At 73.4% G+C, this 23620-nt stretch carries 24 protein-coding genes and 1 pseudogene; 5 read left to right on the forward strand and 20 right to left on the reverse strand.

The annotated features are described in order from the left end of the window. Positions 1–637, forward strand: a pseudogene (locus tag NUM_RS17760) (hypothetical protein); the annotation flags it as partial. 13 nt (positions 638–650) lie between these two features. Here NUM_RS17760 and NUM_RS17765 read toward each other — a convergent pair. Beyond that, the gene (locus NUM_RS17765) at positions 651–1151 is read right to left on the reverse strand and encodes a MarR family winged helix-turn-helix transcriptional regulator (RefSeq protein ID WP_207126002.1); all 501 of its coding nucleotides are present in this window, start codon (positions 1149–1151) and stop codon (positions 651–653) included. Between the two features lie 113 nt (positions 1152–1264). Between NUM_RS17765 and NUM_RS17770 the strand changes: the two genes are divergently transcribed. Further along, positions 1265–2821, forward strand: coding sequence for an FAD-dependent monooxygenase (locus tag NUM_RS17770; protein ID WP_207126003.1), 1557 nt, complete (start codon positions 1265–1267; stop codon positions 2819–2821). 76 nt (positions 2822–2897) lie between these two features. Beyond that, complete coding sequence (locus tag NUM_RS17775) at positions 2898–4211, forward strand: ABC1 kinase family protein (RefSeq protein WP_207126004.1); 1314 nt, start codon at positions 2898–2900, stop codon at positions 4209–4211. Between the two features lie 210 nt (positions 4212–4421). On the opposite strand, the gene NUM_RS17780 is transcribed toward NUM_RS17775, so the two are convergent. The 5 genes from NUM_RS17780 to NUM_RS17800 form a co-directional block, all read right to left on the reverse strand. Next, entirely contained in the window at positions 4422–4682 is a 261-nt protein-coding gene (locus tag NUM_RS17780) for a hypothetical protein (protein ID WP_207126005.1), read from the reverse strand. Positions 4683–5101: 419 nt separating this feature from the next. Beyond that, the gene (locus tag NUM_RS17785; protein ID WP_157035064.1) at positions 5102–5248 is read right to left on the reverse strand and encodes a hypothetical protein; all 147 of its coding nucleotides are present in this window, start codon (positions 5246–5248) and stop codon (positions 5102–5104) included. A 52-nt stretch (positions 5249–5300) separates the two neighbouring features. After that, positions 5301–5660, reverse strand: coding sequence for a WhiB family transcriptional regulator (locus NUM_RS17790; RefSeq protein ID WP_030448429.1), 360 nt, complete (start codon positions 5658–5660; stop codon positions 5301–5303). Positions 5661–5769: 109 nt separating this feature from the next. Beyond that, positions 5770–6201, reverse strand: coding sequence for a hypothetical protein (locus tag NUM_RS17795; protein ID WP_207126006.1), 432 nt, complete (start codon positions 6199–6201; stop codon positions 5770–5772). A gap of 342 nt (positions 6202–6543) precedes the next feature. Then, on the reverse strand, positions 6544–8709 hold the full coding sequence (locus tag NUM_RS17800) for an ATP-dependent DNA helicase UvrD2 (protein WP_225918655.1): 2166 nt from the start codon (positions 8707–8709) through the stop codon (positions 6544–6546). Between the two features lie 172 nt (positions 8710–8881). Between NUM_RS17800 and NUM_RS17805 the strand changes: the two genes are divergently transcribed. After that, positions 8882–9136: a mycoredoxin gene (locus NUM_RS17805; RefSeq protein ID WP_030448432.1), complete on the forward strand. Its 255-nt coding sequence runs from the start codon at positions 8882–8884 to the stop codon at positions 9134–9136. Between the two features lie 144 nt (positions 9137–9280). On the opposite strand, the gene NUM_RS17810 is transcribed toward NUM_RS17805, so the two are convergent. From NUM_RS17810 to NUM_RS17830, 5 genes are all read right to left on the reverse strand, one after another. Next, positions 9281–10462, reverse strand: coding sequence for a low temperature requirement protein A (locus tag NUM_RS17810; protein WP_207126007.1), 1182 nt, complete (start codon positions 10460–10462; stop codon positions 9281–9283). An 84-nt stretch (positions 10463–10546) separates the two neighbouring features. Next, the gene (locus tag NUM_RS17815; RefSeq protein ID WP_207126008.1) at positions 10547–11818 is read right to left on the reverse strand and encodes an MFS transporter; all 1272 of its coding nucleotides are present in this window, start codon (positions 11816–11818) and stop codon (positions 10547–10549) included. Then, positions 11818–13371, reverse strand: coding sequence for an MFS transporter (locus NUM_RS17820; RefSeq protein ID WP_225918653.1), 1554 nt, complete (start codon positions 13369–13371; stop codon positions 11818–11820). Before NUM_RS17820 ends, NUM_RS17815 begins: the two co-directional genes overlap by 1 nt. Further along, a complete protein-coding gene (locus tag NUM_RS17825; RefSeq protein ID WP_207126009.1) occupies positions 13368–13967 on the reverse strand; it encodes a winged helix-turn-helix domain-containing protein in 600 nt (199 codons plus the stop codon). The genes NUM_RS17820 and NUM_RS17825 overlap by 4 nt, the downstream gene beginning before the upstream one ends. Before the next feature lie 9 nt (positions 13968–13976). Beyond that, entirely contained in the window at positions 13977–14447 is a 471-nt protein-coding gene (locus NUM_RS17830; RefSeq protein ID WP_207126010.1) for a MarR family transcriptional regulator, read from the reverse strand. Positions 14448–14573: 126 nt separating this feature from the next. On the opposite strand from NUM_RS17830, the gene NUM_RS17835 reads away from it, so the two are divergent. After that, complete coding sequence (locus NUM_RS17835) at positions 14574–15353, forward strand: nitroreductase/quinone reductase family protein (RefSeq protein ID WP_207126011.1); 780 nt, start codon at positions 14574–14576, stop codon at positions 15351–15353. A 55-nt stretch (positions 15354–15408) separates the two neighbouring features. On the opposite strand, the gene nudC is transcribed toward NUM_RS17835, so the two are convergent. The 9 genes from nudC to NUM_RS17880 form a co-directional block, all read right to left on the reverse strand. Beyond that, positions 15409–16296 (reverse strand): NAD(+) diphosphatase, encoded by an 888-nt coding sequence (gene nudC / locus NUM_RS17840; protein ID WP_207126012.1) that lies wholly within the window; start codon positions 16294–16296, stop codon positions 15409–15411. Positions 16297–16455: 159 nt separating this feature from the next. Further along, entirely contained in the window at positions 16456–17772 is a 1317-nt protein-coding gene (locus NUM_RS17845; protein WP_207126013.1) for a M16 family metallopeptidase, read from the reverse strand. 70 nt (positions 17773–17842) lie between these two features. After that, positions 17843–19183, reverse strand: a complete 1341-nt coding sequence (locus NUM_RS17850) for a M16 family metallopeptidase (RefSeq protein ID WP_207126014.1) — start codon at positions 19181–19183, stop codon at positions 17843–17845. Positions 19184–19264: 81 nt separating this feature from the next. Beyond that, on the reverse strand, positions 19265–20347 hold the full coding sequence (locus NUM_RS17855; RefSeq protein WP_207126015.1) for a hypothetical protein: 1083 nt from the start codon (positions 20345–20347) through the stop codon (positions 19265–19267). Positions 20348–20568: 221 nt separating this feature from the next. Further along, positions 20569–20787 (reverse strand): hypothetical protein, encoded by a 219-nt coding sequence (locus NUM_RS17860; RefSeq protein WP_207126016.1) that lies wholly within the window; start codon positions 20785–20787, stop codon positions 20569–20571. Between the two features lie 241 nt (positions 20788–21028). Continuing rightward, complete coding sequence (locus tag NUM_RS17865) at positions 21029–21667, reverse strand: GPP34 family phosphoprotein (RefSeq protein ID WP_207126017.1); 639 nt, start codon at positions 21665–21667, stop codon at positions 21029–21031. Between the two features lie 2 nt (positions 21668–21669). After that, a complete protein-coding gene (locus tag NUM_RS17870) occupies positions 21670–21897 on the reverse strand; it encodes a type II toxin-antitoxin system antitoxin (RefSeq protein WP_207126018.1) in 228 nt (75 codons plus the stop codon). Between the two features lie 46 nt (positions 21898–21943). Next, positions 21944–22876: an SPFH domain-containing protein gene (locus NUM_RS17875; RefSeq protein ID WP_207126019.1), complete on the reverse strand. Its 933-nt coding sequence runs from the start codon at positions 22874–22876 to the stop codon at positions 21944–21946. A 92-nt stretch (positions 22877–22968) separates the two neighbouring features. After that, a complete protein-coding gene (locus tag NUM_RS17880) occupies positions 22969–23565 on the reverse strand; it encodes a TetR/AcrR family transcriptional regulator (RefSeq protein WP_207126020.1) in 597 nt (198 codons plus the stop codon). Positions 23566–23620: the final 55 nt, after the last annotated feature.

The raw sequence follows: 23620 nt of genomic DNA on the forward strand, positions 1-23620 counted from the left end.
CGCGCCCACCGCCGCGCTGCTCGCCGCGGCCGGGATCGGCCGGCTGCACCCGGTCGCCGGCGGGGTCGTCGGCGCCGCCGATCCGGCGGTCGGCGGGGTGCTGCCCGGCGACACCCGCCGACCGTGGCGCCGGGCGGTCTGCGAGGCCATCCTGCGGGCCGCGCCGGAGACCGACACCCGCGCCCTGACCGGGCCCGATGCCGATCTGATCATCCTGTTCGGCCGGCCACGCCCGACCCCGCCGTTCGGGTACGGGCAGAGCCTGCGGACGGTGCGGCACCTGAGCGTGTGGGTGCGCGACGCGGCGGTCGTGGTGGGTCCGCTGGTGCGGCCCGGCCGGACCAGCTGCCTGCGTTGCGTGGAGCACGCCCGGGCCGATCGGGACCGGGCCTGGCCGGTGCTGGCCGCCCAGCTGGCCACCATTCCCGGCCCGGTCCCGGAGCCGGTGGACGCGCCGCTGCTCGCGGCCGGTGCGGCGCTCGCCGCCGCGCAGGCGCTCCAGGAGCTCGACGGCGGGGAGCCGGACACGCTGGGTGGCGCGCTGGAGCTCCCGTCGCCGGGCATCGTGCGGCGCCGCAGCTGGCCGCCGCACCCCCGCTGCGGCTGCCTACGCCCGAGCCTTCGACGCCGGGCGTGACATCACGGCGACATCACCGTTCGTCCCCGTCCTCCCCGGGCCGGTCGCTCTCGCCGGTGAGGGTGCCGGTGAAGGCGCGGGTGGCGTCGTTGACGCGGCGCCCGATCGCCAGGAAGGTGGCGAGCTGTTCCTCGTCGTAGTCGTCGAGCACGGCGCCGATCTCGGCGGCGAGCCGGGCGAAGACCTCGGCGTTGCGCCGGACGTGTTCGCCGGTGGCGACGACGATGACCTTGCGCCGGTCGGCGGGGTCGCGGCGGCGCTCGACGAAGCCGCGCCGCTCCAGCCGGTCGAGTACCGCGGTGATCGCCGAGGTGGACATGCCGGTCAGCTCGGCGAGCCGGCCCGCGGTCAGCGCCGGCTCGCCCCGGGCCAGGTCGAGGCACTTGATGTCGGTGAAGTTCAGCCCGAACCGCTCGGCGATGGTCTGGTGCAGCATCACGGCGCGCGACGCGTTCTCCCGCATCATCGCGAGCAGGTCCTCCCGTTGCCGTGTCCGGCGTCTCTCTGACATCATTGCGCCATCGCTTGACGTCACCGTGGCGTCCCTCCTATATTTCGATGAGTCGAGAGCTCCGATGCGGGGAGATATCCGCAGGGTCGAACCATCTTATCGATCGGAGCACCAGCATGCGGTCCGAGCAGACACCCGTCCTGATCGTCGGCGCCGGTCTGGCCGGCCTGACCACCGCGCTGTTCCTGGGCCAGCACGGCGTGCCGGCGATCGTCGCCGACCGGCACCCGGGTACGGCGAACCAACCCAAGGCACGCGGCCAGTCACCGACGATCATGGAAGCCTTCCGCACCGCGGGCGTCGCCGACGCGATGCTCGCCGCCGCGCCGCCCGGCCGGCCCGAGATGACGATCGTGATCTGCGACAGCGTCACCGGCACCGTGCTGCACAGCTACTCCGAGCACTTCCCGGACTTCGCCGCGCTGTCCCCGTCGCCCGGCGGCCTCGCCAGTCAGCAGGCGGCCGAGGCCGCGATCGCCACCCGCGCCCGCGAGCTCGGCGCCGACCTGCGGTTTCGTACCGTGCTGGAGTCGTTGCGGCAGGACGACGACGGCGTCACCGCGACCCTGCACGACCTCGGCACCGACCAGCGGTACCAGGTGCGCGCGGCCTACCTGGTCGGCGCCGACGGCGGTCGCGGCACGATCGCCGCCGAGGCCGGCGTCGGTCATCACGGGCGCGGCGCGTTCGGCCACGTCCGTACCGTGCTGTTCCGCGCGGACGAGCTGATCGAGGAGGTGCCCGACACCGCGATCCTGATGTACTACGTGCAGAACCCGGGGCTGCCGGCCGGCTCGGCGTCGTTCGTGTCCACCGACCACCGCGGCGAGTACGTGCTCGGCATCAACGACGACCTGGACCGCACCGACGCCGAGGTCGTCGAGCTGATCCGCATCGCGGTCGGCCGGCCCGACCTCAAGGTCGAGCTGTGCAACGTGGGCAGCACCTGGGAGGTGGCGCACCGGGTCGCCGACCGGTTCTCCGCCGGCCGGGTGCACCTGGTCGGTGACGCCGCCCACCTGATGCCGCCGACCGGCGGGCAGGGCGGCAACACCGCGATGCTCGACGGGATGCACCTGGCCTGGAAGCTCGCCGCGGTCGTCCGCGGCGACGCCGGCCCGGCGCTGCTGGACAGCCACGACGCCGAGCAGCGCCCGTACGGGCAGACCATCGCCGACTGGCAGTACGTGAACATGTTCGAGCGGCTGCAACCCGACCAGCGGCCGGACGACCTGCCCGAGGTGCCCGACCCGGTGCAGGGCCTGTTCGGGTACCGGATGGCCAGCCGCGCGGTGGTCGGCGGCGCCGACGAGTACGGGTTCGAGCTGCCCACCGGCCGCCCCGGCACCCGGGCACCGCACGTGGTGTTGCACCGCGGCGCCGAGCTGCTGTCGACCCGGGACCTGTTCTTCGCCGGATTCGTCCTGCTGACCGAGGACCCGGCCTGGGCCGACGCCGGCCAGCGGGTCGCCGCGGAGCTGGGCGTGCCGCTCGCGGTGCACCGGATCGGCGCCGAGCTGACCGATGACGACGGTACGTTCCGGTCCAGCTACGGATTGTCCGACGACGGCGCGGTGCTGGTGCGTCCGGACGGCGTCGTCGGCTGGCGGTCGACCACCATCGCCGACCCCGCCACGCTCGACGCCGCCTGGCGTCGGATCCTGGACCGCTGATCGACTCCACGGTCGCGCGCCGGGACGGCCGGCGCGCGACCGGCTGAGCGAACGCTGTGATGGGACAATGGGACGCGTGACCGATATCCCGCGTCGTGCCGTGTCCCGCACAGCGAAACTCGCGACCCTGCCCCTGGGGCTGGCCGGTCGGGCCGCGCTCGGCCTGGGCAAGCGGGTCACCGGCACCGCGGCCGACCTGGTTTCCGCCGAGATCCAGCAGCGCACCGCCGAGCAGCTGTTCAGCGTGCTGGGCCAGCTCAAGGGCGGCGCGATGAAGTTCGGTCAGGCGCTGTCGGTGTTCGAGGCGGCGCTGCCCGAGCACCTGACCGGGCCGTACCGGGCGGCGCTGACCAAGCTGCAGGAGGCGGCGCCGCCGATGCCGGTGGCCAGCGTGCACAAGGTGCTGGCCGAGGAGCTCGGGCCGAGGTGGAAGCGCCGGTTCGCCGAGTTCGACGACCAGCCGGCCGCCGCGGCGAGCATTGGCCAGGTGCACCGGGCGGTCTACCACAACGGCACCCCGGTGGCGGTCAAGATCCAGTACCCGGGGGCCGGCAAGGCGCTCGTCTCGGACCTGAACCAGCTGTCCCGGCTGGCCGGGCTGTTCCGCATCCTGCAACCCGGCCTGGACATCAAGCCGCTGCTCAACGAGTTGCGCGAGCGGGTCACCGAGGAGCTCGACTACGAGCTCGAGGCGGCCACCCAGAAGGCGATGGCCAAGGCGTTCGCGCACGACGACGAGATCTACGTGCCGAAGGTGCTGGCCGGCACCGACCGGGTGCTGATCACCACCTGGGTGGACGGGACGCCGCTGGCCGAGGTCATCGCGCACGGCAGCGAGGAAGACCGCGACCTCGCCGGCCTGCGGATGGCCACGCTGCACTTCTCCGCGCCGGCCCGGGCCGGGCTGCTGCACGCCGACCCGCACCCCGGTAACTTCCGGCTGCTCGACGACGGCCGGCTCGGCGTGATCGACTTCGGTGCGGTGGCCCGGGTGCCCGACGGGCTGCCCGAGCCGATCGGCCGGCTGACCCGGCTGACCCTGGCCGGCGACGCCGACGCGGTACTGGCCGGGCTGCGCGACGAGGGTTTCGTGCCGCCGAACGTGCACGTCGACGCGCAGTCGATCCTCGACTACCTGCTGCCGGTGCTGGAGCCGATCGCGGTGGACGAGTTCCGGTTCACCCGCGAGTGGCTGCGCAGCGAGGCGACCCGGCTGGCCAAACCCGGCACCGACGCCTACCAGCTGGGCAAGAAGCTGAACCTGCCCCCGTCGTACCTGATGATCTACCGGGTGACGCTCGGCTCGATCGGGGTACTGTGCCAGCTCAACGCGAGGGCCGAGTACCGCGCGGTGCTGGAGCGGTGGCTGCCCGGCTTCGCCGACGAGTGAGCCACGCGGGGCTGCGCGGCAGGAGCCGGCTGCCCGAGCGGCGGGGCGGGAACCGGGCCGGCCGCGCGGCGCAGCAGGACCAGCGCGCGAACCGAACGCCGCGAACCGAACGCCGCGAGCCGAACGCCGCGAGCCGAGTGGCGCGAGCTGAGCTGCGCGAACTGAACGCCGCGAGCTGAACGCGGCGAGCTGAGCGGCGCGAGCTGGGGCCTAGGCGAACCTGCCGTCCTGGCAGGTCTCGACCGCGCCCACGGTCGCGCGGGTGCAGGTGGCGCACAGCCACCACTCGCCGGACGGCGTGCAGCTGCGTGACCAGCCCAGCCCGTACGACCCGGCGCTGTCCCGGCCGCACTCCCGGCAACGCGGCCGGATCTCTTGTACCACAACGGGTTCCATGTCCACCTGGCTCGACGGGTCGACCGCGGCGGCCGGTGCGTGCCGGCCGGCGTCGATGGCGGGGCCACTCGTCATCTCGCGTCCATCCTCTGTTCGCGAGCAGACGCTACGCCGACGCGCGGCGGGTGCGACGGACAGCGCGCGGCAACCACTCGGACGGGCCAGTGATGTGGCGCACGACCGAAAGTCGAGTTTTCGGGCCGGGAGCCCGACGACGAAGCCGGCCCCGGAGACCTTGGTGTGGGATCTCCGGGGCCGGCGGGAAGGGGTACCCGGTACGGCGCGAGCCGGCGGCTCGGCGTGTGGATCGAGCCGGGGCTCAGCGGGCCGTACGGCACCCCTGGGTTCGGGTGGATCGGCGTGGGTCGCTCGGGCGGACCGTGTCGCCCGCCCGAGCCGCCCTCGGGGTGGTCGACACGCGGTGCGCGTGCCGACCGGTCGGGGTCGGCCCCGGCTGCTGTCGCCGGGACCGACCGGTGGACCTACGGCGCCGGTCAGCGCTGCTTGCGCGCCCGGGCGGCCACATCCAGGGCCGACCGGTACGGCAGCGAGCGCCAACGCGGCGCCCGGCGCATTCGTGCTCGGGCCAGGGCTTCTTGCAAGGTATGCATCTCGTTGCTCCGGTTCGTCGTCTCGTTCATCTCGTACTCACTTGAGGGGTGGCGGGTCGCCCCGCGCGATGGTGGGTGGACGTCAGGCCGCGGTCACGGCCCGGCTCGCCTCACGCAGGACGGCGTCGGTACGGGCAGCAACCTGTGCCCGGGCCACCGCGTCACGCGCGAGGTCCTCCTTGCGCGGACGGCCACGCGGCCGCTTGCGCGGCACGACCGCTCCGTGCTCGAAGATCTCCCCACCCCACACGCCCCACGGCTCGTGCCGCTCCAGGGCGCCGGCGAGGCACTCGATCCGCAGCGGGCAGTCGCCGCACAGCGACTTGGCCGCTTCCAGGTCCGCCGGGGTGTCGGCGAACCACAGGTCCGCTTCGAAGGTCCGGCAGGGCAGGTCCACCCCGGTCTCGACGGCTCCGTCGAGGGGGGCCAACACCAGGCTCATCGCCCGGTCACCTCGTTTCTCGCTTGTGGCTTGATCAACTTTTGGGGAACAAAAAGGCCGCGGATCCCGGTGTGCGGGTTCCGCGGCCTCAAGGTGCCGGTCGGCCTGGTCAGGCCGGATACTCCGGTTTACCTCGAGGCGGGACACCGCGGCGCTTGGCCATCAGGTTGGCCATCGCTTCGGCTACACCGGTCCCCTGCTGCTGGCTGACGCCGATCTGGCTGGCGTCAACGGACTTCGGCGTCGGCGCAATGTCGACACCGAGCCCCTGGGAGGCGACGTGGCTCGGCGAGACCTTGCCGGTGAAGGCACTGCCCGCGAAGACACTGGACCCCTGGGTACGGAACTGAGCTGCCGCATAGATCGGCTCCGGAGCCGCGAAGGCGGCGGAGCAGAGCGAGACGGCGAGAACGGGCGACACATCGGAGATGTCGCGTGCGTCGGAGCCGATCGGCGCGACACCGGCCGGATCACGATCCAGCAGGGCCGAAGCGACTGGCAGCGACAGGAACCGCCGCTCATCGATGCGGTTGGTCTCCACGGATAGTCACCTCGTTCCTGTCTCGGGACCGCCCTCGCGGGTCGGTCCGGATCTGCGATGCGGCTGTGCTTCGGCAATCTCCAGCGAGGAAAACTCCCTCGCGGAGCGCCGGCGCGTCACCCGGACCTTGGCAGGTTATGCCGTCCGCCGGTGGGTGGCAATCGAATTTCGAAAGACGTTATCGACGTCTCTTGTCGAAGCCGGCCCGCGACCCGGAATCAGCCCGCCACCAGCACTCTAGCCGGCGCCCGCCAGCCCGGAACCGATCCGCCTGCCGGCGACGGCGTGTCGTCGGGTCGCGCGGTCGTGGCCGCGGAATCTCCGGCCGGTACCGCTCGGCCGTCAGACCATCGTGACCGCGTGGTCGGCCTCGGCACCGTCGATCAGCGCCAGTACCGCCTTGCCGTACAGGCCGAGCTTGCGGGCGCCGATCCCGGGAATCTGCACCAGCGTCTCGGGCGCGTCCGGGCGCAGCTCGGCCAGCGCGGCGAGGGTGGCGTCGGTGAACACCACGTAGGCCGGGACGCGCTGCTGCGCGGCGACGTCGGCGCGCCAGGACACCAGCCGGTCGTACAGCTCGGGGTCGAGGTCGGACGGGCAGTCGCTGCACCGGCCCAGCTTGCGGTCGGTGGCCTCGCTGAGGGTGGCGCCGCAGATCCGGCACAGCACCAGCGTGCCGCGGCGCCGGCGCGGGGCGGACGACCGCTCGGCCCGGGTGGCGGCGGCCGACGGGGCGGCGGTCGCGGTCGATGCCGGCAGGAAGCGGGACGGGCGGCGGGGCCGGCCGCCGTCCGAGCGGGCCTGCGGCCAGGACAGCCAGAGCTGCTCGCGGGCCCGGGTGATCCCGACGTAGAGCAGCCGGCGCTCCTCCTCGATCTGGTCGTCGGTACGGGCGAAGCCGACCGGCAGGGTGCCCTCGACCAGACCGACCAGGAACACCACGTCCCACTCCAGGCCCTTGGCCGCGTGCAGCGAGGCGAGCGTGACGCCGTCCACGGCCGGCGCGTGCTGGGCCGCGGCCCGGCGGGTCAGCTCCGCGTGGAAGCCGGTCAGCGCGTCGACCGCGGTCGGCTCGGTGCCATCCTCGGCCGGCGCCGGGCGGAAGTCGGCGGCCAGCCGCACCAGCGCGGCGAGCGCCTCCCAGCGTTCCCGCCCGGCACCGCCGGGCGGCGGCGAGTCGGCCGACCAGCCGGTGGCGGCCAGCGCATCGGCGACCGCGACCCGCAGCGGGGTACCGGGTTCCACCGCGCGGGTGGCGGCCCGCAGCGCGACCATCGCCTGCCGCACCTCGGGACGGTCGAAGAACCGGGCGCTGCCCTGCACCTGGTAGGGCACGCCGGCGTCGGTCAACGCGTCCTCGTACGCCGCGGACTGGGCGTTGGTGCGAAACAGCACCGCGATCTCGCCGCTCGGGGTACCGGCGGCGACCAGCTCGGCGCAGCGGGCGGCGACGGCGGCGGCCTCGGCGGTCTCGTCCGGGAACGACCGGATCGTCGGCGCCGGGCCGGGCTTGCGCTGGCCGGTCAGCTGCAGCCGCAGCCGGGCCTGCGCGCCGCGGGCCTGCCCGATCACCTGGTTGGCCAGCGCCACCACCTGCGGCGTGGACCGGTAGTCGCGGGTCAGCCGCACCACCGTCGCGCCGGGATAGCGGCGGGGGAAGCCGATCAGGTGGTCGGCGGAGGCCCCGGTGAACGAGTAGATGGTCTGGCTGGCGTCACCGACCACGGTCAGGTCGTCGCGGCCGCCGAGCCAGGCGGTGAGCAGCCGCTGCTGCACCGGGTTGACGTCCTGGTACTCGTCGACGACGAAGTGCCGGTACTGCGCGCGGACCTGGTCGGCGACGTCCGGGTGCTCCTCGATCGCCCAGACGGTGAACCGCAGGAGGTCCTCGAAGTCGATCACGCCGGCGTCCTGCTTGGCCTGCTCGTAGGCCTGGTAGACGCGCACCATCGACTCCGGTGCGACCGGGGTGTCGCGGCCGGCCCGGGCGGCGGCGACCGGGTACTCGGCCGGCTCGATCAGGCTCGACTTGGCCCACTCGATCTCGGTGGCGAGGTCGCGGCGCAGCGTGGACTCGGCTCGCACCCGGGCCGCCGCCGCGGCCTGGTTGATCAGCCGCGCCTTGCTGGTGAGCACCTCGGGCAGCTCCCGGCCGCCCAGCAGCCGGGGGGCGAAGAACCGCAGCTGCCGCATCGCGGCGGCGTGGAACGTGCGGGCCTGCACGCCGCCGGCGCCCAGCGCGCGCAGCCGGTCGCGCATCTCCCCCGCCGCGCGCGCCGTGAAGGTCACCGCCAGCACGTGTTGCGGGCGCACCTCGCCGGACAGCACCCGGTGCGCGATGCGGTGGGTGATCGCGCGGGTCTTGCCCGTGCCGGCGCCGGCGAGGATGCACAGCGGGCCGGGCGGTGCGGTGACCGCGGCGCGCTGGTCGTCGTCGAGCCCGGCCAGCACGCGTTCCGCAGCCGGTGCCGCGTCGTGGGGTGGCGCCGCGGGACGGTCGGGGTGCACACCGTGCGACACGAACTGCCTCCGATCCTGTGCGCCGTTGCCCACAGCGGGATGGTCTCAGCCGGCTACGACGTTATCCCTGTCGAACGGGACGTCTGCGACGCGTGGCAGGCTGGCGGTGCCGCCGGCGCACGCGCCGCACCGTCCAGGACACACGAGGAGGCTTTCCCCCATGAGTGGTTCGGTCACGATGTACTCGACGCCGTGGTGCGGCTACTGCCGGCGGCTGAAGAGCCAGTTCGACCGGGAGCAGATCGACTACACGGTGGTCGACATCGAGCAGGACCCGAGCGCGGCCGAGTACGTGATGAGCGTCAACGGCGGGAACCAGACGGTGCCGACCATCCAGTACGCGGACGGTACGGCGATGACCAACCCGACGATCGTGCAGGTGCGCGACAAGCTCGCCACCCTCGCCGCGGCCTGAGCCCCCACCGCGGCTGCCGAACCACCGACAGCCGCGTGGCGGCTGCGGGGTGGGACCGACAGCTGCGGCGGCTGCTGGTACCGCCGGCAGTCGCGCAGCACGCTCCGGCGTCGCCGACACCCACGCCCGCGACGGCGCCGGTTCCTACCCGACCGGTACCGGCTGGCCGCGGCGCCGCTCGTGCCGGGTGCTGTAGGCCCACTGCCAGGCCATCAGCGCGACCAGTACGCCGGTGAACGCCGGGCCGGGCAGCGGCCGGCCGAACGCGGCGAGCAGGATCGGCACCGCGACGCCGGGCAGGCCGGCGGCGAGCAGCCAACGCCGGTTGGTCGGGTCCGGCAGCCCGCCCAGGGCGCCGGCCAGGAACCAGCCGGCCACGCCGCCGCAGAGCAGCCAGCCGGCACTGGCCGACACGTGCCCGGGATGCGCGACGATGCCGCCGAGCCCGACCGCCACGGCGGTGATGCTCACCGTGGTGACGAAGTGCAGCGGCATCGCCACCGACACCGGCAGGCTGCGCCCCTCGCTGGCGATCAGCCCGTACCGGAACAGGTGCCACCACATGCCGACGAGCACCACGAAGCCGAGCCCGGCGACGGCGACCAGCCGACCGGTCCACGGCAGTTCCGCGGCGGTGGCGACGACCTGCAGCACCGCCTCGCCGAGCACGATGATCATGAACAGGCCGAGCCGTTCGGCCAGGTGCGCGAGGTCCACCGTGGCCGCCTTCGGCACCCGGGCGGCGAGGTCCTCGACCGGTCGGCCCTCCCGCTGCGCCTGCGCCTCGATCATCCGCTGGGCGAACCGCGGTACCCGGGCCTCGGCCCGCGCGCCGAGCGGCAGCAGCAGGTCGATGGCCACGCCGACGGTCCACAGCACGTACCGGCCGGGCGGGTCGACCCAGATCGAGGCCAGCCACGGCACGACGCCGAGCAGGCCCTGCACGGTGGGCCACGCGGTGAGGTTGGTGCCGGTACGGTGCATCGTTCGGGCACCGAGCGCCCGCACCACCACGTACGCGACGACGAAGACCACGACGCGCTGCTTGGTGGCCTCCGGTACCGCCGCGGCCAGCACGGCGATGCCCGCCATCGCGGCGAGCATCGAGCGTTGGCTGGTGCGGTCGCCGGCGACGTTGGCGTACAGCGTGAACGACGACCAGGCGAGCCACACCGCGAGGTAGAGCAGCACGAACACGCCGACATCGGCCGGTGACGGGGCACCGTGCAGCCGGTGCGCCAGCTGCGCGACGGCCGCCACGACCACCAGGTCGAAGAACAGCTCCAGCCAACTCGCGTGCCGCCCCGCCGCGTTCCCCCCAGACATGGTCGCCATTATCTGGGCCGGCCACCGGCGCCCCGCCCCCGGTGGCCGGATCACCCGGCGGCGAGCGTCACGGCGGCGGCGGAGTCAGGGCGCCGTGACGACCGGTTGCGGTTCCGGCTCCGGTGCCGCGGTGGTGGCGGCGTGCCGGGAGCGCCACAGGTACACGGCCGAACCGGCCAGGCCGAGCCCGATCAGCACCATGATCAGCCGGGCGTCCAGGATCGTGACCAGGCCGGCCCCCAGCGCCAGCGCGGTGACCTGCCCGACCGAGATGATCCCGTCCGCTGCGGCGCTGATCCGGCCGATGTAGCGGTGCGGCGACCGCTGCTGGATCAGCGTGTTCGCGGCGACCAGCAGCAGCGTGAACCCGAACCCGAACACCGTGGCGGCCGGGAAGACGACCGCCAACCGGGCGGTGCCCAGGGCGGCGATGCCGAGCGCGGTGAGCAGGACACCCGCCGCCAGCGTGGGCATCCCGCCGAAGCGGCGCATCAACCGGGCGGCGAGCACCCCGCCGACGACCGCACCGGCGCCCTGGGTGCAGGTGATCACGCCGATCAGCGTGGTCGACCGGTGCATCACGTCGCCGACCAGCGCGAAGATGCCCGACTCGACGAACTCCAGCGCGAAGATCGCCGCGAGCAGGCCGATGGTGAGCCGGCGCAGCAGCAGGTCGTGCAGCACGTACCGGAAGCCGGCGGTGATCTCGTGCAGCAACGCACCGGGCGCCTCCGCATCCGCCTCCGGCGCTGCCTGCTCGACCGCGGTGCCGGTGTCGGCGGCGACCGGCGGCATGCCCAGCTTCAGCAGGAGCACCGCGGCCGCGGCGACCACGAAGGTACCGGCGTTGATCATGGCGACGACCGGGCCGCCGAGCGCCACGTAGATGCCGGCGCCGGCGAGCGGGCCGAGCAGCCGCAACCCTTGCTTGACGGTCTGCAGCATGCCGTTCGCGGCGCCGAGCTGGTCGGCCGGGACGAGGTGCTTGATCACGCCGGTCTGGGCCGGGTCGACGAACACGAACGACGCCCCGTACGCGACGGTCACCGCGATCAGCAGCCACAGCTGGCCGCGCCCGTGCACCGCGAGCAGCGGCAGCATGATGGCGGCCGAGGCGAGGTTGGCGGCGAACAGGAACCGGCGTCGCGGCAGCCGGTCCACCAGCCAGCCGGCGACCGGCGCGAGCAGGGTGGGCGCGGCCAGCGCGAGCAGCGTCAGGCCGGCGGCGCTGGCCGAGCCGGTCAGCTGGTTCACCCAGATCGCCAGTACCAGCATCAGCATCGAGTCGCCGATCATGCTGGCCGCCATGCCGACGAACAGCAGCCGGAAGTTCCGGTTCGCCACCAGGGCGCGCATCAGCCCGCCTCCCCCGTACCCGGTCGGCGCCCGGCGCCGCCGGCCCCGGGCTGGTCGGCCCGAGCCCCGCCGGTTCCGGACTCGCCGGCACCGGCTCCGCCAGCCCCGGCCTCGCCGGTCCCGGCCTCGCTGACCCCGGCCCCGCCGGACTCGGCCCCGCCGGTCCCGGCCCCGCCGGACTCGGCCCCGCCGGTCCCGGTCCCGCTGATCTCGGTCCCGCCGGACTCGGCTTCGCTGGCCCCGGTCCCGCTGGCCCCGGTCCCGCCGGGCTCGGTTGCGCCGGGCTCGGTGCCGGCGGCCGCGGTCTGCTCCGGGTCGTTCGTGGTGACCGGGCGCATCTCGCGGATCCCCTTGGCGGTCAGCGCGACCACCGTGGAGACGGCGAACGCGGCGGTGAACGCGAGTACCACGCCGGTGGCGCCGAACTGCTCGGCGAGGGCGCCGGCCAGTACCGGCGCGAGCGCGGCGAGGCCCATCGCGGCGGTCATGAAGGCGCTGTTGACCCGGCCCAGCAGCCGGTCCGGGGTGATCACGGCGAGGTGCCCGAACAGGCCGGCGTTGAGCGGCGGCCCGAGCAGGATCACCAGCGCGATCGGTGCCGCGGCCAGCGGCGTCGAGGCGAGCGGCAGCGCGGCGAGCATCAGCGGGACGCCGATCAGGGTGATGCCGCGCAGCAGCGCCGGGAAGGGGAACCGGCGCATCAGGCTGCTCGCCGCGATCGCGCCGATCAGCCCGCCGATGCCCACGATGGTCTCCACGGTACCGATCAGCACCGGTGGGGTTCCGTTGCGCTGCAACAGGATGATGATGCCGAACAGCATGCCGTTGATGGCGAAGTTGAGCGGCGCGGCGATCAGCATGGCGGCCCGCAGGAACGGCGTGGTGACCGTGTACCGCAGCCCTTCGAGCAGGTCGTGCAGCGGTGACGTGTCGGTGTCGGCCGGTTTCGCCTTCTCCTGCAACGGGCGTCGGATCAGCAGCAGGCCGACCAGCGAGACCAGGTAGCTGATCGCGTCGGCGAGGAACGGCAGCGCCCGGCCGAGGCCGAACACCGCGCCACCGATCGGCGGTCCGACCAGCCCCACCGCGTACGTGCGGGCCTCGTCCCGGGCGACGGCGGTGGGCACCTGGTCCAGCGGTACCAGGTTGCGCACCGCCGACATCGCCCCGGTGTCGAACGCCGCCGCGCACACGCTCTCGATCACCGCGACGGCGAGGATCACCAGCACGTTGCCGTACCCGAGCAGCAGGCTGACGGTCAGCCCGGCGAAGGCGACCAGCCGGATGGTGTCGCAGCCCAGCATCAGCCGGCGCCGGTTGACCCGGTCGACCAGCACCCCGACCGGCAGCCGTACCGCGGTCTTGGCGATCATCGCGGCGGTGCCGACGACGCCCGCGAGCACCGCGTTGTGCGTGAGCACCAGGATCACCAGCGGGTAGGCCAGCGAGGACATCGAGCTGCCCAGGTCGGACAGCGCCTGGCTGCCCCACAGCAGGTTGAAGTCCCGGTTGCGCCACAGGCTGTCCGGGCCGGGCGCCCGCAGCAGCCTCACTTCCGGTCCTCCGACCACGGCCGGGCCGGGAACCCCCAGGAGACGAGGCGCACGGCGCGGGCGTCGGTCGGCCGGGTGGCGGGGTCGGTGAACCGCTCGGCATAGCGCAGCACGAGGTCGACGATGGCTTCCTTCAGCTCGGTGAGTTCGGCCGCGGTCAGCCAGGCGAACGACTGGCTCCAGTACGCCGCGTCGTACCAGTCCTGCGGCTCGCTGTCCTCGCGGCGCCGGTACTCCTCGTGCTCGGCGAACTCGTGCCGGTACATCAGGTCGGCCATCGCCGCTCCGGCGGCGGCCAGTTCGCCCTCGCTGCGCTCGCCCCAGCTGCGGGACTCGATCACCGGGCGCCAGGGCCGCTGCCGGCCGGTACCGCCGCCGGCCTCCTCGACGTAGCCGTACTTGGCGAGCTGGCGCAGGTGCCAGGAGCAGTTGGCGGGGCTCTCGCCGATCCGGTCGGAGAGCTGGCTCGCGGTCAGTGAGCCGGCGATGAACAGCTCGTCCATGATCCGGATCCGGACGGGATGGGCCATGGCGCGCAGCTCGCGCGGATCGCGCAGCGTGCGTTTCGGCAGCGAGTGGCCGAGGTCGTCGGGCATGCGTCGAAGCTACTCTTTCGAAAGGGCTCTTTCAACCCCCTCCTCGTACCGTTTCAGCGTCGAGACGACCAGCCCGCGCTCGGCGGCGGTGAGCGGTTCGAGCGCGTCCCGCCAGGCGTCGGCGGAGCCGGAGAGCCAGGCGTCGATGGCGGAGCGGTGCCCGGGCTCGATGTCGACGATGACGCGGCGCCGGTCGGCGTCGTCCTCGTCGCGGCGCAGGATCCCCTGCCGGCTGAGGTCGGCGACCATCAGGCTCACCGTCGTGGGCGCCACCTCCAGCCGCTCGGCCAGTACCCGGACGGTCATCGGGCCGTCGAGCAGCAGCAGCGCGAGCAGGGTCAGGTGTCGCGGCGCCAGGCCGAACGACGCGAGGGCGGGCGGTACCGCGAGCTTCTTGGCCCGGCCGACCAGCCGCGGCATCAGCAGCAGCATCTGCCGGATGCCGTCGTCCAGATCGAGACCGCCGGATCGGGTTGACATAGCCGTGTCTCCAAATTAGCTTTGCTTGCAAATGCATTTGCTCTCAAAGCAGTGTCGTTGTCAAAGCAGTGTCGCTGTCAAAGCAGCGCCATGGTCAAAGCAATGTCGACAGTATCGAGGAGACCGATGCCGAACCCCAACCGCGCGGTGATCGACGAGTTCCGGGCCAACGCCGGGCACGTCGGCGGCCCGTTCACCGGCGCCGACCTGCTGCTGCTCACCGCCGGCGGGGTCACCAGCCCGATGGGCTACCACGACGAGGGCGACCGGCTGCTCGTCTACGCCTCCAACGCCGGCCGCGACCACGACCCGCGCTGGTACTCCACGCTGCTCGCCGACCCGGTCGGCACCGTCGAGGTCGGCACCGAGCGGTACCGGATCGTCGCCGCCGCGCTGCACGGCGCCGAGCGCGACCGGTGCTACCGCGAGCAGGGCGAGCGCGTTGCCGCCTACGCCGAGTACCAGCGCGGCACCCACCGGAGGATCCCGGTCGTCGCGCTGTACCGGATGGACCACAGCGACCGCGGCCTCGCCGTCGCCGGGCAACTGGTCCGCGCGCACACCGCGCTGCGCGCCCGGCTCACCCACGGCGCGGGCGACGACGACCTGTTCGGGCACTGCCTGGCGTGGTGCGCCGAGGTCGGCGAGCACCACCGCAACGAGGGCGCCACGTTCCCCCGGCTGCTCGCCGCGCTCCCCGGTCTCGGCGACGCGGTGGACCAGCTGCGCGCCGAGCACCGGGCCGTCGCCGAACGGCTGCGTACCCTCGACGAGCTCGCCGCCGCCGGCGACGCCACCGCGCTCACCGCCGCCCGTACCGAACTCGCCGAGCGGCTGGACGACCACTTCGGCGCCGAGGAACGCGCCCTGCTCCCCGCCCTCGACACCCTCCCCGACAACTGGTGACCCGCCAGAGTGCCCGGCCGGGCGAACCAGCAGATCCGCCGGCACAGCTCCTGAGTCAGGAGCGCTCGTGCAGCCAGCGGTCGATCAGCAGGTAGGCGACCGAGGTGGTGAACGGCAGGGCCGGCCCGGCCGGGGTGCCGAACTCGGCACGGCGGAACCAGCGGGCCCGCTCGATCTCGACGCCGTCGACCACCACCGGCGCGGACGGGTCGGCCAGCGCGGTGTAGGCGAGCATCAGCGAGCGCGGGAACGGCCACGGCTGGCTGGTCAGGTACCGCACGTCGTGCACCGTGACGCCGACCTCCTCGGTGACCTCGCGGGCCACCGCCGCCTCCACCGACTCGCCGGGCTCCACGTAGCCGGCGACGCAGGAGTACCGGTCGGTCGGCCACTCCGGCTTGTGCGCGAGCAGGCAGCGCCCGTCCGGCCCCGTCACGCCGTCGTGCACCAGCACGATCATCGCCGGGTCGGTACGCGGCCACAGGGTGCCGCCGGCGCCGGTGACCCGGGTCCAGCCCGCCTCGGCCACCTCGGTCGGCGCGCCGGTCGCCGGGTCGTACCGGTGCGCGGCGTGCCAGTTCGCCAGCGCCACCGCGGTGGTGAACAGGTCGGCGTCCACGTCACCGAGCAGGTGCCCGACGGTGCGCAGCGAGTGCGACCGGGTACCGGGCAGTTCGGGCAGCGCCGCCGCGATCGCGAAGTACGGCACGTCGTCGGTGCCGACGCCGAGGAACAACCGATCGCCGGGCGGCGCGTCGGCTGCCGCCAGGTACACCAGGTGCGGCGGGTCGCCGGCGACGAGCGCCCGGTCGCCCTGCACGATCAGTACCCGGGCGGTCGGCCAGGCGGCGGCCAGCCAGCCGGCGTCGGTACGCCGGACGGTGGCCCGGTCGACCGCGCCGCGGTAGAGCTGGGTGGCTGTTTCCGTTGTCCCGCATGGCATGTGTGTGTCCCCCTGTCGACGAGCCGAGCCCGCTCGATGATCAACGAGGCGGACGCGGCAACGTCACTGTGCGTACCCACCGGCCGGCGCCACGATCCACCGAACGTGGTACCGGCCGGTGCCGAGCCGGCGCGGGCCCGGCGAGGGCCGGGTGCGCGACTAGTCCTCGCCGTCGTCGATCGGGAAGACCCCCGACAACGACGGCGTCACGACCTTCGCGTCGCCGAGCACCACGGTCGCCGCCCGCGCCGGCGCGAAGTACTGCGCCGCGACCGCGCTGACCTGCTCGGCGGTCGCCGACGCCATCCGCTCGGCGTGCCCGGTCAGCCAGTCGAGCCGCAGCCCGGACCCGGCCAGCGACGACATCAGGCCGGCCAGGCCGGCCTGGGTGGCGAGGCTGAGCTGCAGGGTGCCGATCCCGTACCGCCGGGCCTGCTCCAGCTCGTCCGTGCCGACCGGGGTCGACGCCAGCCGGCCCAGCTCGTACCAGGTCTCGACCAGGGCCGGGGTGGTCACCTCGGTGGCGACGTCGGCGGACACCACGATCGCCGAGCCGGCGCTGCTGTGCTCGATCGCCGAGCGCGGCGAGTAGGTGTACCCCTTGTCCTCCCGGATGTTCTCCACCAGCCGGGAGGAGAAGTAGCCGCCGAACACCAGGTTGGCCAGCTGCAGCGCGCCGTGGTCGGGGTCGGTGCGGCCGACCGCGGGCAGCCCGATCCGCAGCGAGGACTGCACCGAGCCGGGCCGGTCGGCGAGCAGCACCGGGCCGCCCTCGATCGGCGGCACCGGCGGCAGCTCGACCGTCTTGCCGCCGCCGTTCCAGGACGACAGCGCCGCCTCCGCGGCGTCCAGCGCCTTCGCCGGCGGCACGTCACCGACGATGACCAGCGCCGAGCCGGCCGGGTGCACCCGCTCGGCGTGCAGCGAGCGCAGCGCGGTCGGCCGGACCGCGGCGACCTGCGCCGGCTCGGCGGTCTGGTTCGCGTACGGGTGGCGGCCGTAGACGCGGCGGTTCAGCGCCTCGCGGGCCAGGTACGCCGGCTGGGTCTTGGCGACCTGGATCTGGTCGGCGAGCCGGTCGCGCTCGGCGGCGACCTCACCGGCCGGGTAGACCGCGTCGGTGAGCACCAACCCGAGCAGCTCCAGCAGCCGGGGCAGCCCGGAGGTCAGCGCGGCACCGCCGAGCAGCAGCCGGTCCGGGTCGGCGCTGGCGCCGAGGTGGCCGCCGATGCGCTGCAGCTGCGCGGACAGCTCCACATTGGACAGTTCGGAGGTACCGGACAGCAGCGTCTCGGCCAGCAGCATGCCGCGCGCCACGTTGGTCTTCGCGAACGGGATGCGCAGCCGCAGCTCCACCAGCGGTACGGCGGGGCGCCGGGCGGCGATCACGGTCAGCCCGTTGGCCAGGGTGCGCTCCGCGGTACGGGGCAGCTTCAGCTTGCGCGCCGGCGTCAGCGCCGGGACGGGGATACTCATGCGCGTTCCTCCTTCGTCGGAACGCCCATGAGGCACGCACGATGCCCATGATTCGCTCGCTTGCGCTCGCTCATTTGGCACCCCCCGGTACGACCTCGACGGTGGCGCGCCGGGCGGGGCGCAGGGCGGCGGCAGCGGACACGATGGACTCCTCGGTCACCTCGCCGAGCAGGCGGGGCAGCTCGTTGGTCAGCCCGGCGTCGCCGCGCTGCTGGGCGATCGTGCCCATCCGCAGCGCCCGGCCGAGCACCGGGTCGAGGTCGCGCAGCAGCTGGGTGGCGATGCGCGCCTTGGTGCGGTCCAGCTCGCCCGGCGACAGGCCGTCGGTGGCGAGCCGGTCGAGCTCCTCGTCGACGGTGCGCAGCACGTCGTCGATCGCGCCGCCGGGCGGCAGGTGCGCCGAGAGCACGAGCGCGGTGGGGTCGCGCACCTCGAACGGTTCGCCCATGAAACCGAGGTAGCCGCCGATGCCGGTCACCGCGCGGTCCTTGAGCACCAGCCGCTCGACCAGCCGGGACGAGTCGCCGTCGGTGAGCACCTCGGCGAGCACCACATACGGCAGGTACGCGTCGAAGTCGGTGATCGGGTCGGGAACCCGCCAGGCCGACGCGAACGCCGGCAGCGGCGCCCTTTCGTCCACATAGGAGTCACGCCGCTCGGCGGTCAGGTCCGGCTCGGCGAAGCTGGGGCGCACCGGCCGGGGGCGCGCCGGCACGTCGGCGAAGTGCCGCTGCACCAGCTCGGTGGCCTGCTCCACGGTGAAGTCGCCGGCCAGCGCGAGCGTGGCGTTGCTCGCCGCGTAGTACGTGGTGAAGAAGTCCTCGGCGTCGGCGACGGTCGCCGCGTTGAGGTCGACGAACGAGCCGTAGCCGTCGTGGGCGTTCGGGAAGGTGTCGAACATGACCGGCGGCAGCTTGAGCCACGGGAACCCGCCGTACGGCCGGTTCAGCACGTTGACCCGGATCTCCTCGCTGACCACGTCGATCTGGTTGCGCAGGTTCTCCTCGGTGATCTTCGGCCGGCGCATCCGGTCGGCCTCGAGGAACAGCGCGCGCTCCAGCGCGTTGGACGGCAGGAACTGGTAGTAGTCGGTGTAGTCCAGGTGGGTGGAGCCGTTGAAGGTGCCGCCGGACCCCTGCACGTAGCGGAAGTGGGCGAGCTTCTCCAGGTTCTCCGAGCCCTGGAACATCAGATGTTCGAACAGGTGGGCGAACCCGGTGCGGCCTTCCGGCTCGGACCGGATGCCGACGTCGTAGATGACCGCGACGGCCACCACCGGCGCGCTGCGGTCCGGCGCCAACACCACCCGCAGGCCGTTGGCCAGGGTGAACTGTTCGACCGGGAAGTTCGTTGTCGGAATCCGCACGCGGCGGGCGCTGAGAGCGGGCACGAGTGCGACCCTATCCGCCATTGGCCCGAATCGTCAGTGGACCCCGACAGCGCCGGCTCGATCGGCGGGTCGGCGCGCCGCCCGTCCGGCCGGGTCGGTGGGTCAGTTCGCCGCCCGGACCGAGTCGATCGCGTCGGAGACCACCGAGTCGTACTGCTGGTGGGTGCCCGGAATCGACACGTACAGCACCGCGGCGGTCGGCTTGCCGACATCGAAGGTGGCCACCCCGACCAGCTCGCTCTTCGCCTTGAGCCCCTGCGTGCTGTCGTCGAAGTGCAACCGGAAGATCGACACCCAGGCGTGCAGGCCGCCGACGGTGGTCAGCTTGCTCTCGATCGAGTCCATCTGGTTGGGCTGCGGGTAGTACGACTTGCGCACGTCGGCGACGATCTGCTGGCCGACGCACTTGAGGTCGAGGATGTTGCCGTCGTTGACGGTGGCCGGCACCGAGCCGGACAGCACCGAGGCGAGGTACTCCCCGCCGCTGTAGCGCTCGGTCACGAACGACTGCCCGGTGACGTAGTGGACCTTCAGCTGGCCGGCGTACCAGTCGTCGTGCCAGTCCTGCCACGGCGCCCCGAACCGCTGGTACGAGATGCCGGCCTTGGTGTCGGTGGTGCGCGGTCCGGGTGGTGGCGGCGGGCCCTCCCGGTAGCCGGGGTTGGCGGTCGCGGTGGGCGGCGGGCAGGCCTGCGCGAGCGGCGGGCCGGTCTGCTTGTCCTTGCCGCCGAACGGCAGCTTGTCGCCGAGGCCGCCACCGCCGAACGAGCCGGTGAGCGCGAGCACCAGCACCACCACCAGGCCGAGGCCGAGCAGCCCGCCGGCGATGCCCAGGAACAGCCCGAGCCGCGGCGGCCGCGGGCCGCCGGTGCCGCCGGGCAGCTCGGTGCCCGGGGCGGCCGGGGCGCCCAGCGCGATCGGTGCCCGGCGGCGCAGCCAGCCGCGGCCGGCGTCCGGCGGCTGCGGCGCGCCGAGGTCGTGCGAGGCGGTGATCAGACCGGTCTCGGCGTCGTGGTGGGCGGGATGGCCGGGCCGGACGATTGGGGTACTGCCGGGCAGCGGCCCGGACCGGCCGGCGCTCGGCGGCACCACGACGACGTGGTCGGACTCGCCCGAGGGGCGGGACCACACGTCGTGTTCCGGGCCGCTTCGCCCGGTGCGCTCCCGATCGCTGTGCTCGGTCATCCCCTGCTCTCTCCGGCGTGATCGGGTGCGTGGTGGGCCCCGGCCTTGCTACCGCAACCGTAGCGGGCGGCGGCGCGGCGTTCGGGACACGCCCCGTACCCCGGCGGATCGTGGCGCTCGGGCCCACTCCGGCGCAACCCGGCGCGTTCAGCAAGGTCCCAGCGTCCGGGCATCGAGCTCGGGGCGAGCGGTCGGCTGGCGGGTGCGCGGGGGTGACCGGGTCAGCGTTCGTCGACGGTGCGGCGGACCTCACCGGCCGGGTGGTGATGGTGGCCGGGTGAGCGCAGCTCGATCACGGTGCTCGTCTCGGGGTGCCGGCGCGAGTTCGACGGGTGCCACGGGGCGAGCGTGATCGCCGCGGCGACGGCCACCCCGGCGGCCGCGATGGCGAAGACGAGGAGCAGTTCGGTACGGCCGGAGGCGCCGGTACCGGCGAGCATGGTGGTGTCCTTCCCCGTGATGGCGATGCGCGCAGCGGGGCGATCGAAGCGGGTCGGCGCCGCGCCGGCGGGTCGAGGCCGGCTTCCGTTGCGTAGGCAGCGTCGCACGGATCCGGCTGCCCGTCAGCCCCTGGTCCCGGCGTTCACGCGGGATCGGTCAAGAATTCGACGGGAACTTCCGGCAAGCTTCCGGTCGGCGCTCGACGCACAGTTTCGATCAGACTACGGTACGGCGTTCGGCTCAGCCGCTGGCCGAGGCGCGGGCCGCGCGATCGGAGCGCACGCACTGCCGGATCGCGGTCACGACCGGCGCGATCTCGGCGCCCAGCGTCTCGATCCGTGCCTTGTTTCGCCGCCGATCCCCCCAGTTGAGTACCGTACCGAGCTCCGCAGCGACGGTGATCGCGGCCGCGGCGGCGTCGGACGGGTCGACCCGGGCGGTCGGCGCCGAGCCGCCGGCCACGGAGCGGATGGTCGCGCCGTACCGCTGGAAGGTCAGGACGTCTCTAACATCGATCCGCTCGACCGGGAAGAGACCAAGGGCCCGATCTTTGGTGACTGTGATGATTCTGGCTGCCTCCAACCGATCCCGCACCTCGGTACGGGCCCGGCGGGCTCGGGCGTGCACCCAGTGCCGCCAGCGGCGCGGGCGGGTGTCGGCGGCGATCTCGTCGCGCAGCACCCCGGCCAGGCCGGTCGCGCCGCCGCCGACCAGCTCGACGCGACCCGAGTCGTCCCGGATCGCGCCCGCCAGCAGCAGCTGGGCCAGCGCGGCGCCGCGCAGCGCGTACCCGATGCGGTCGCGGGCCACGAGCCGGCGCTTGCCGCGGTCGACGGCGAGCAGGTAGATCCGCTCCGGCAGTTCGTCGGGCAACGACATGGTCAGTCCTCCGCCTCGGTGTCGGCTGGTTCGGGTCGTGCCGGTGGGCGGCCGGGCCGGCGCTGCTCGCCGACGTTGCGGGGCAGCCGGCCGGCGTCCGACAGCGCGCGCCGCAGCAGGAACTCGATCTGCGCGTTGGTGCTGCGCAACTCGGCCGCCGCCCACCGGGCGATCGCGTCGTGCACGGCAGGATCGAGCCGCAGCAGCAGCTTCTTGCGCTCGGTCGCCATCCCGACCTCCCCACTATCCACAATGGACCATACGGATCCGTTGTGGCTACTGGTAGAGCGATCCGGTGTTGACGACAGGCTGGGTGCCGCGATCGCCGCACAGCACGACCAGCAGGTTGGAGACCATGGTCGCCTTGCGCTCCTCGTCGAGCTCGACCACGTCGTGCTCGGCCAGCTTCTCCAGCGCCGACTCGACCATGCCCACCGCACCCTCGACGATGCGCTGCCTCGCCGCGACCACCGCACCGGCCTGCTGGCGCTGCAGCATGACCTGAGCGATCTCCGGTGCGTACGACAGGCGGGTGATGCGCGACTCGACCACCCGCACGCCGGCGGCGGAGACCCGCGCGGCGATCTCCTCGGTGAGCTTGCCGGTGATCTCGGTGGCGTTGTCGCGCAACGAGAGCGCGCCGTCGGAGTGCGAGTCGTACGGGTAGCTGCCGGCGATGTGGCGCACCGCGGTCTCGCTCTGGATCGCCACGAACGCGGTGAAGTCGTCGACCTCGAACACCGCCCGGGCGGTGTCGGCCACCTGCCAGACGACCACCGCGGCCATCTCGATCGGGTTGCCGTCGGCGTCGTTGACCTTGGAGGTCTCGGTCTCCAGGTTGCGGATCCGGGTGGACACCTTGTGCCGCTTGGTGAACGGGTTCACCCACCGGAAGCCCTGCTCGCGCACGGTGCCGCGGTAGCTGCCGAGCAGCTGCACCACGCGCGCCTCGCCGGGCGCGACCGCGGTCAGGCCGGGCGCGATCAGCACCCCGACCACCGTGGCGACCACCCCGATCGGCACCAGGGCGATCCGGGCGCCCGAACCGTTGCCTCCGACCGCGATCAGCGCGACGCCGAGCACGATCAGGACGACCACCAGGGCCAGCAGCGGCCAGCCGGACGTGCTGTTCGCGGTGCGCTCGGTCACCTGCGGGCTGGGCATCTGCACGGCGGGCTCGTCGTCGACGCGGGTGCGTGTCGTGGACATCTCGACTCCTCCCGGCCGGCTCTGCAGTTCGATTAGCTCTGCAGTTCGATTGGCTCTGCGTTCCGGCCTGACCCCAGGCTAGCAAACTGATATCACTTTTTGCCAGCCGGCCTCCGCCGCGACCACGGCCGGGGCGGCCAGCCGGTCGCCTCGGTGATCATCGCGCCGGCCAGGTCCGCCGACCGGTCGGCGATCTCGGCCGCCGGTACCGGGCGGTCGTGGTCCAGCCACCACACGATCGACTCGACGAACACCGCGGACAGCACCGAGGGCAGCAGCCCCGGTACCGGCGCGTCCGGCGCGAAGTGCGGCGCGGTCAGCTCCGCCAGCGCCGAGCGCATCCGGGCCGCGAACCAGGCGCTGCCGCGGGCGCCGAGCAGCGCGGCGTAGAGCCGGTGGTACTCGTCCACGTGGTCGAAGAACGCCACCCAGCGGGCCCGCCGCGAGTCGGGGTCACCGTCCGCGACGTGCCCGCGTACCTCGGCCATCGCCTCGTCGAAGATCTGCTCCACCAGCTGGTACTTGTCCCGGTAGTTGCGGTAGAACGCCGCGCGGCTGACCATCGCCCGCTCGGTGATCGCACCGACCGTCACCCGGTCGAAGCCGCGCTCCTCGATCAGCGCGATCAGCGCCTCGCGCAACAGTTTCCGGGTCCGTCGCACCCGCAGATCGCCGGTGGGCTGAGACACTTTCCGCTCCCTGTCTCGACTGGGACGGCGCCGGCGAACCGACGCTTGTCCGCCG

Origin of the sequence: Actinocatenispora comari (genome assembly GCF_017312725.1) — a bacterium.
GTDB lineage: Bacteria > Actinomycetota > Actinomycetes > Mycobacteriales > Micromonosporaceae > Actinocatenispora > Actinocatenispora comari.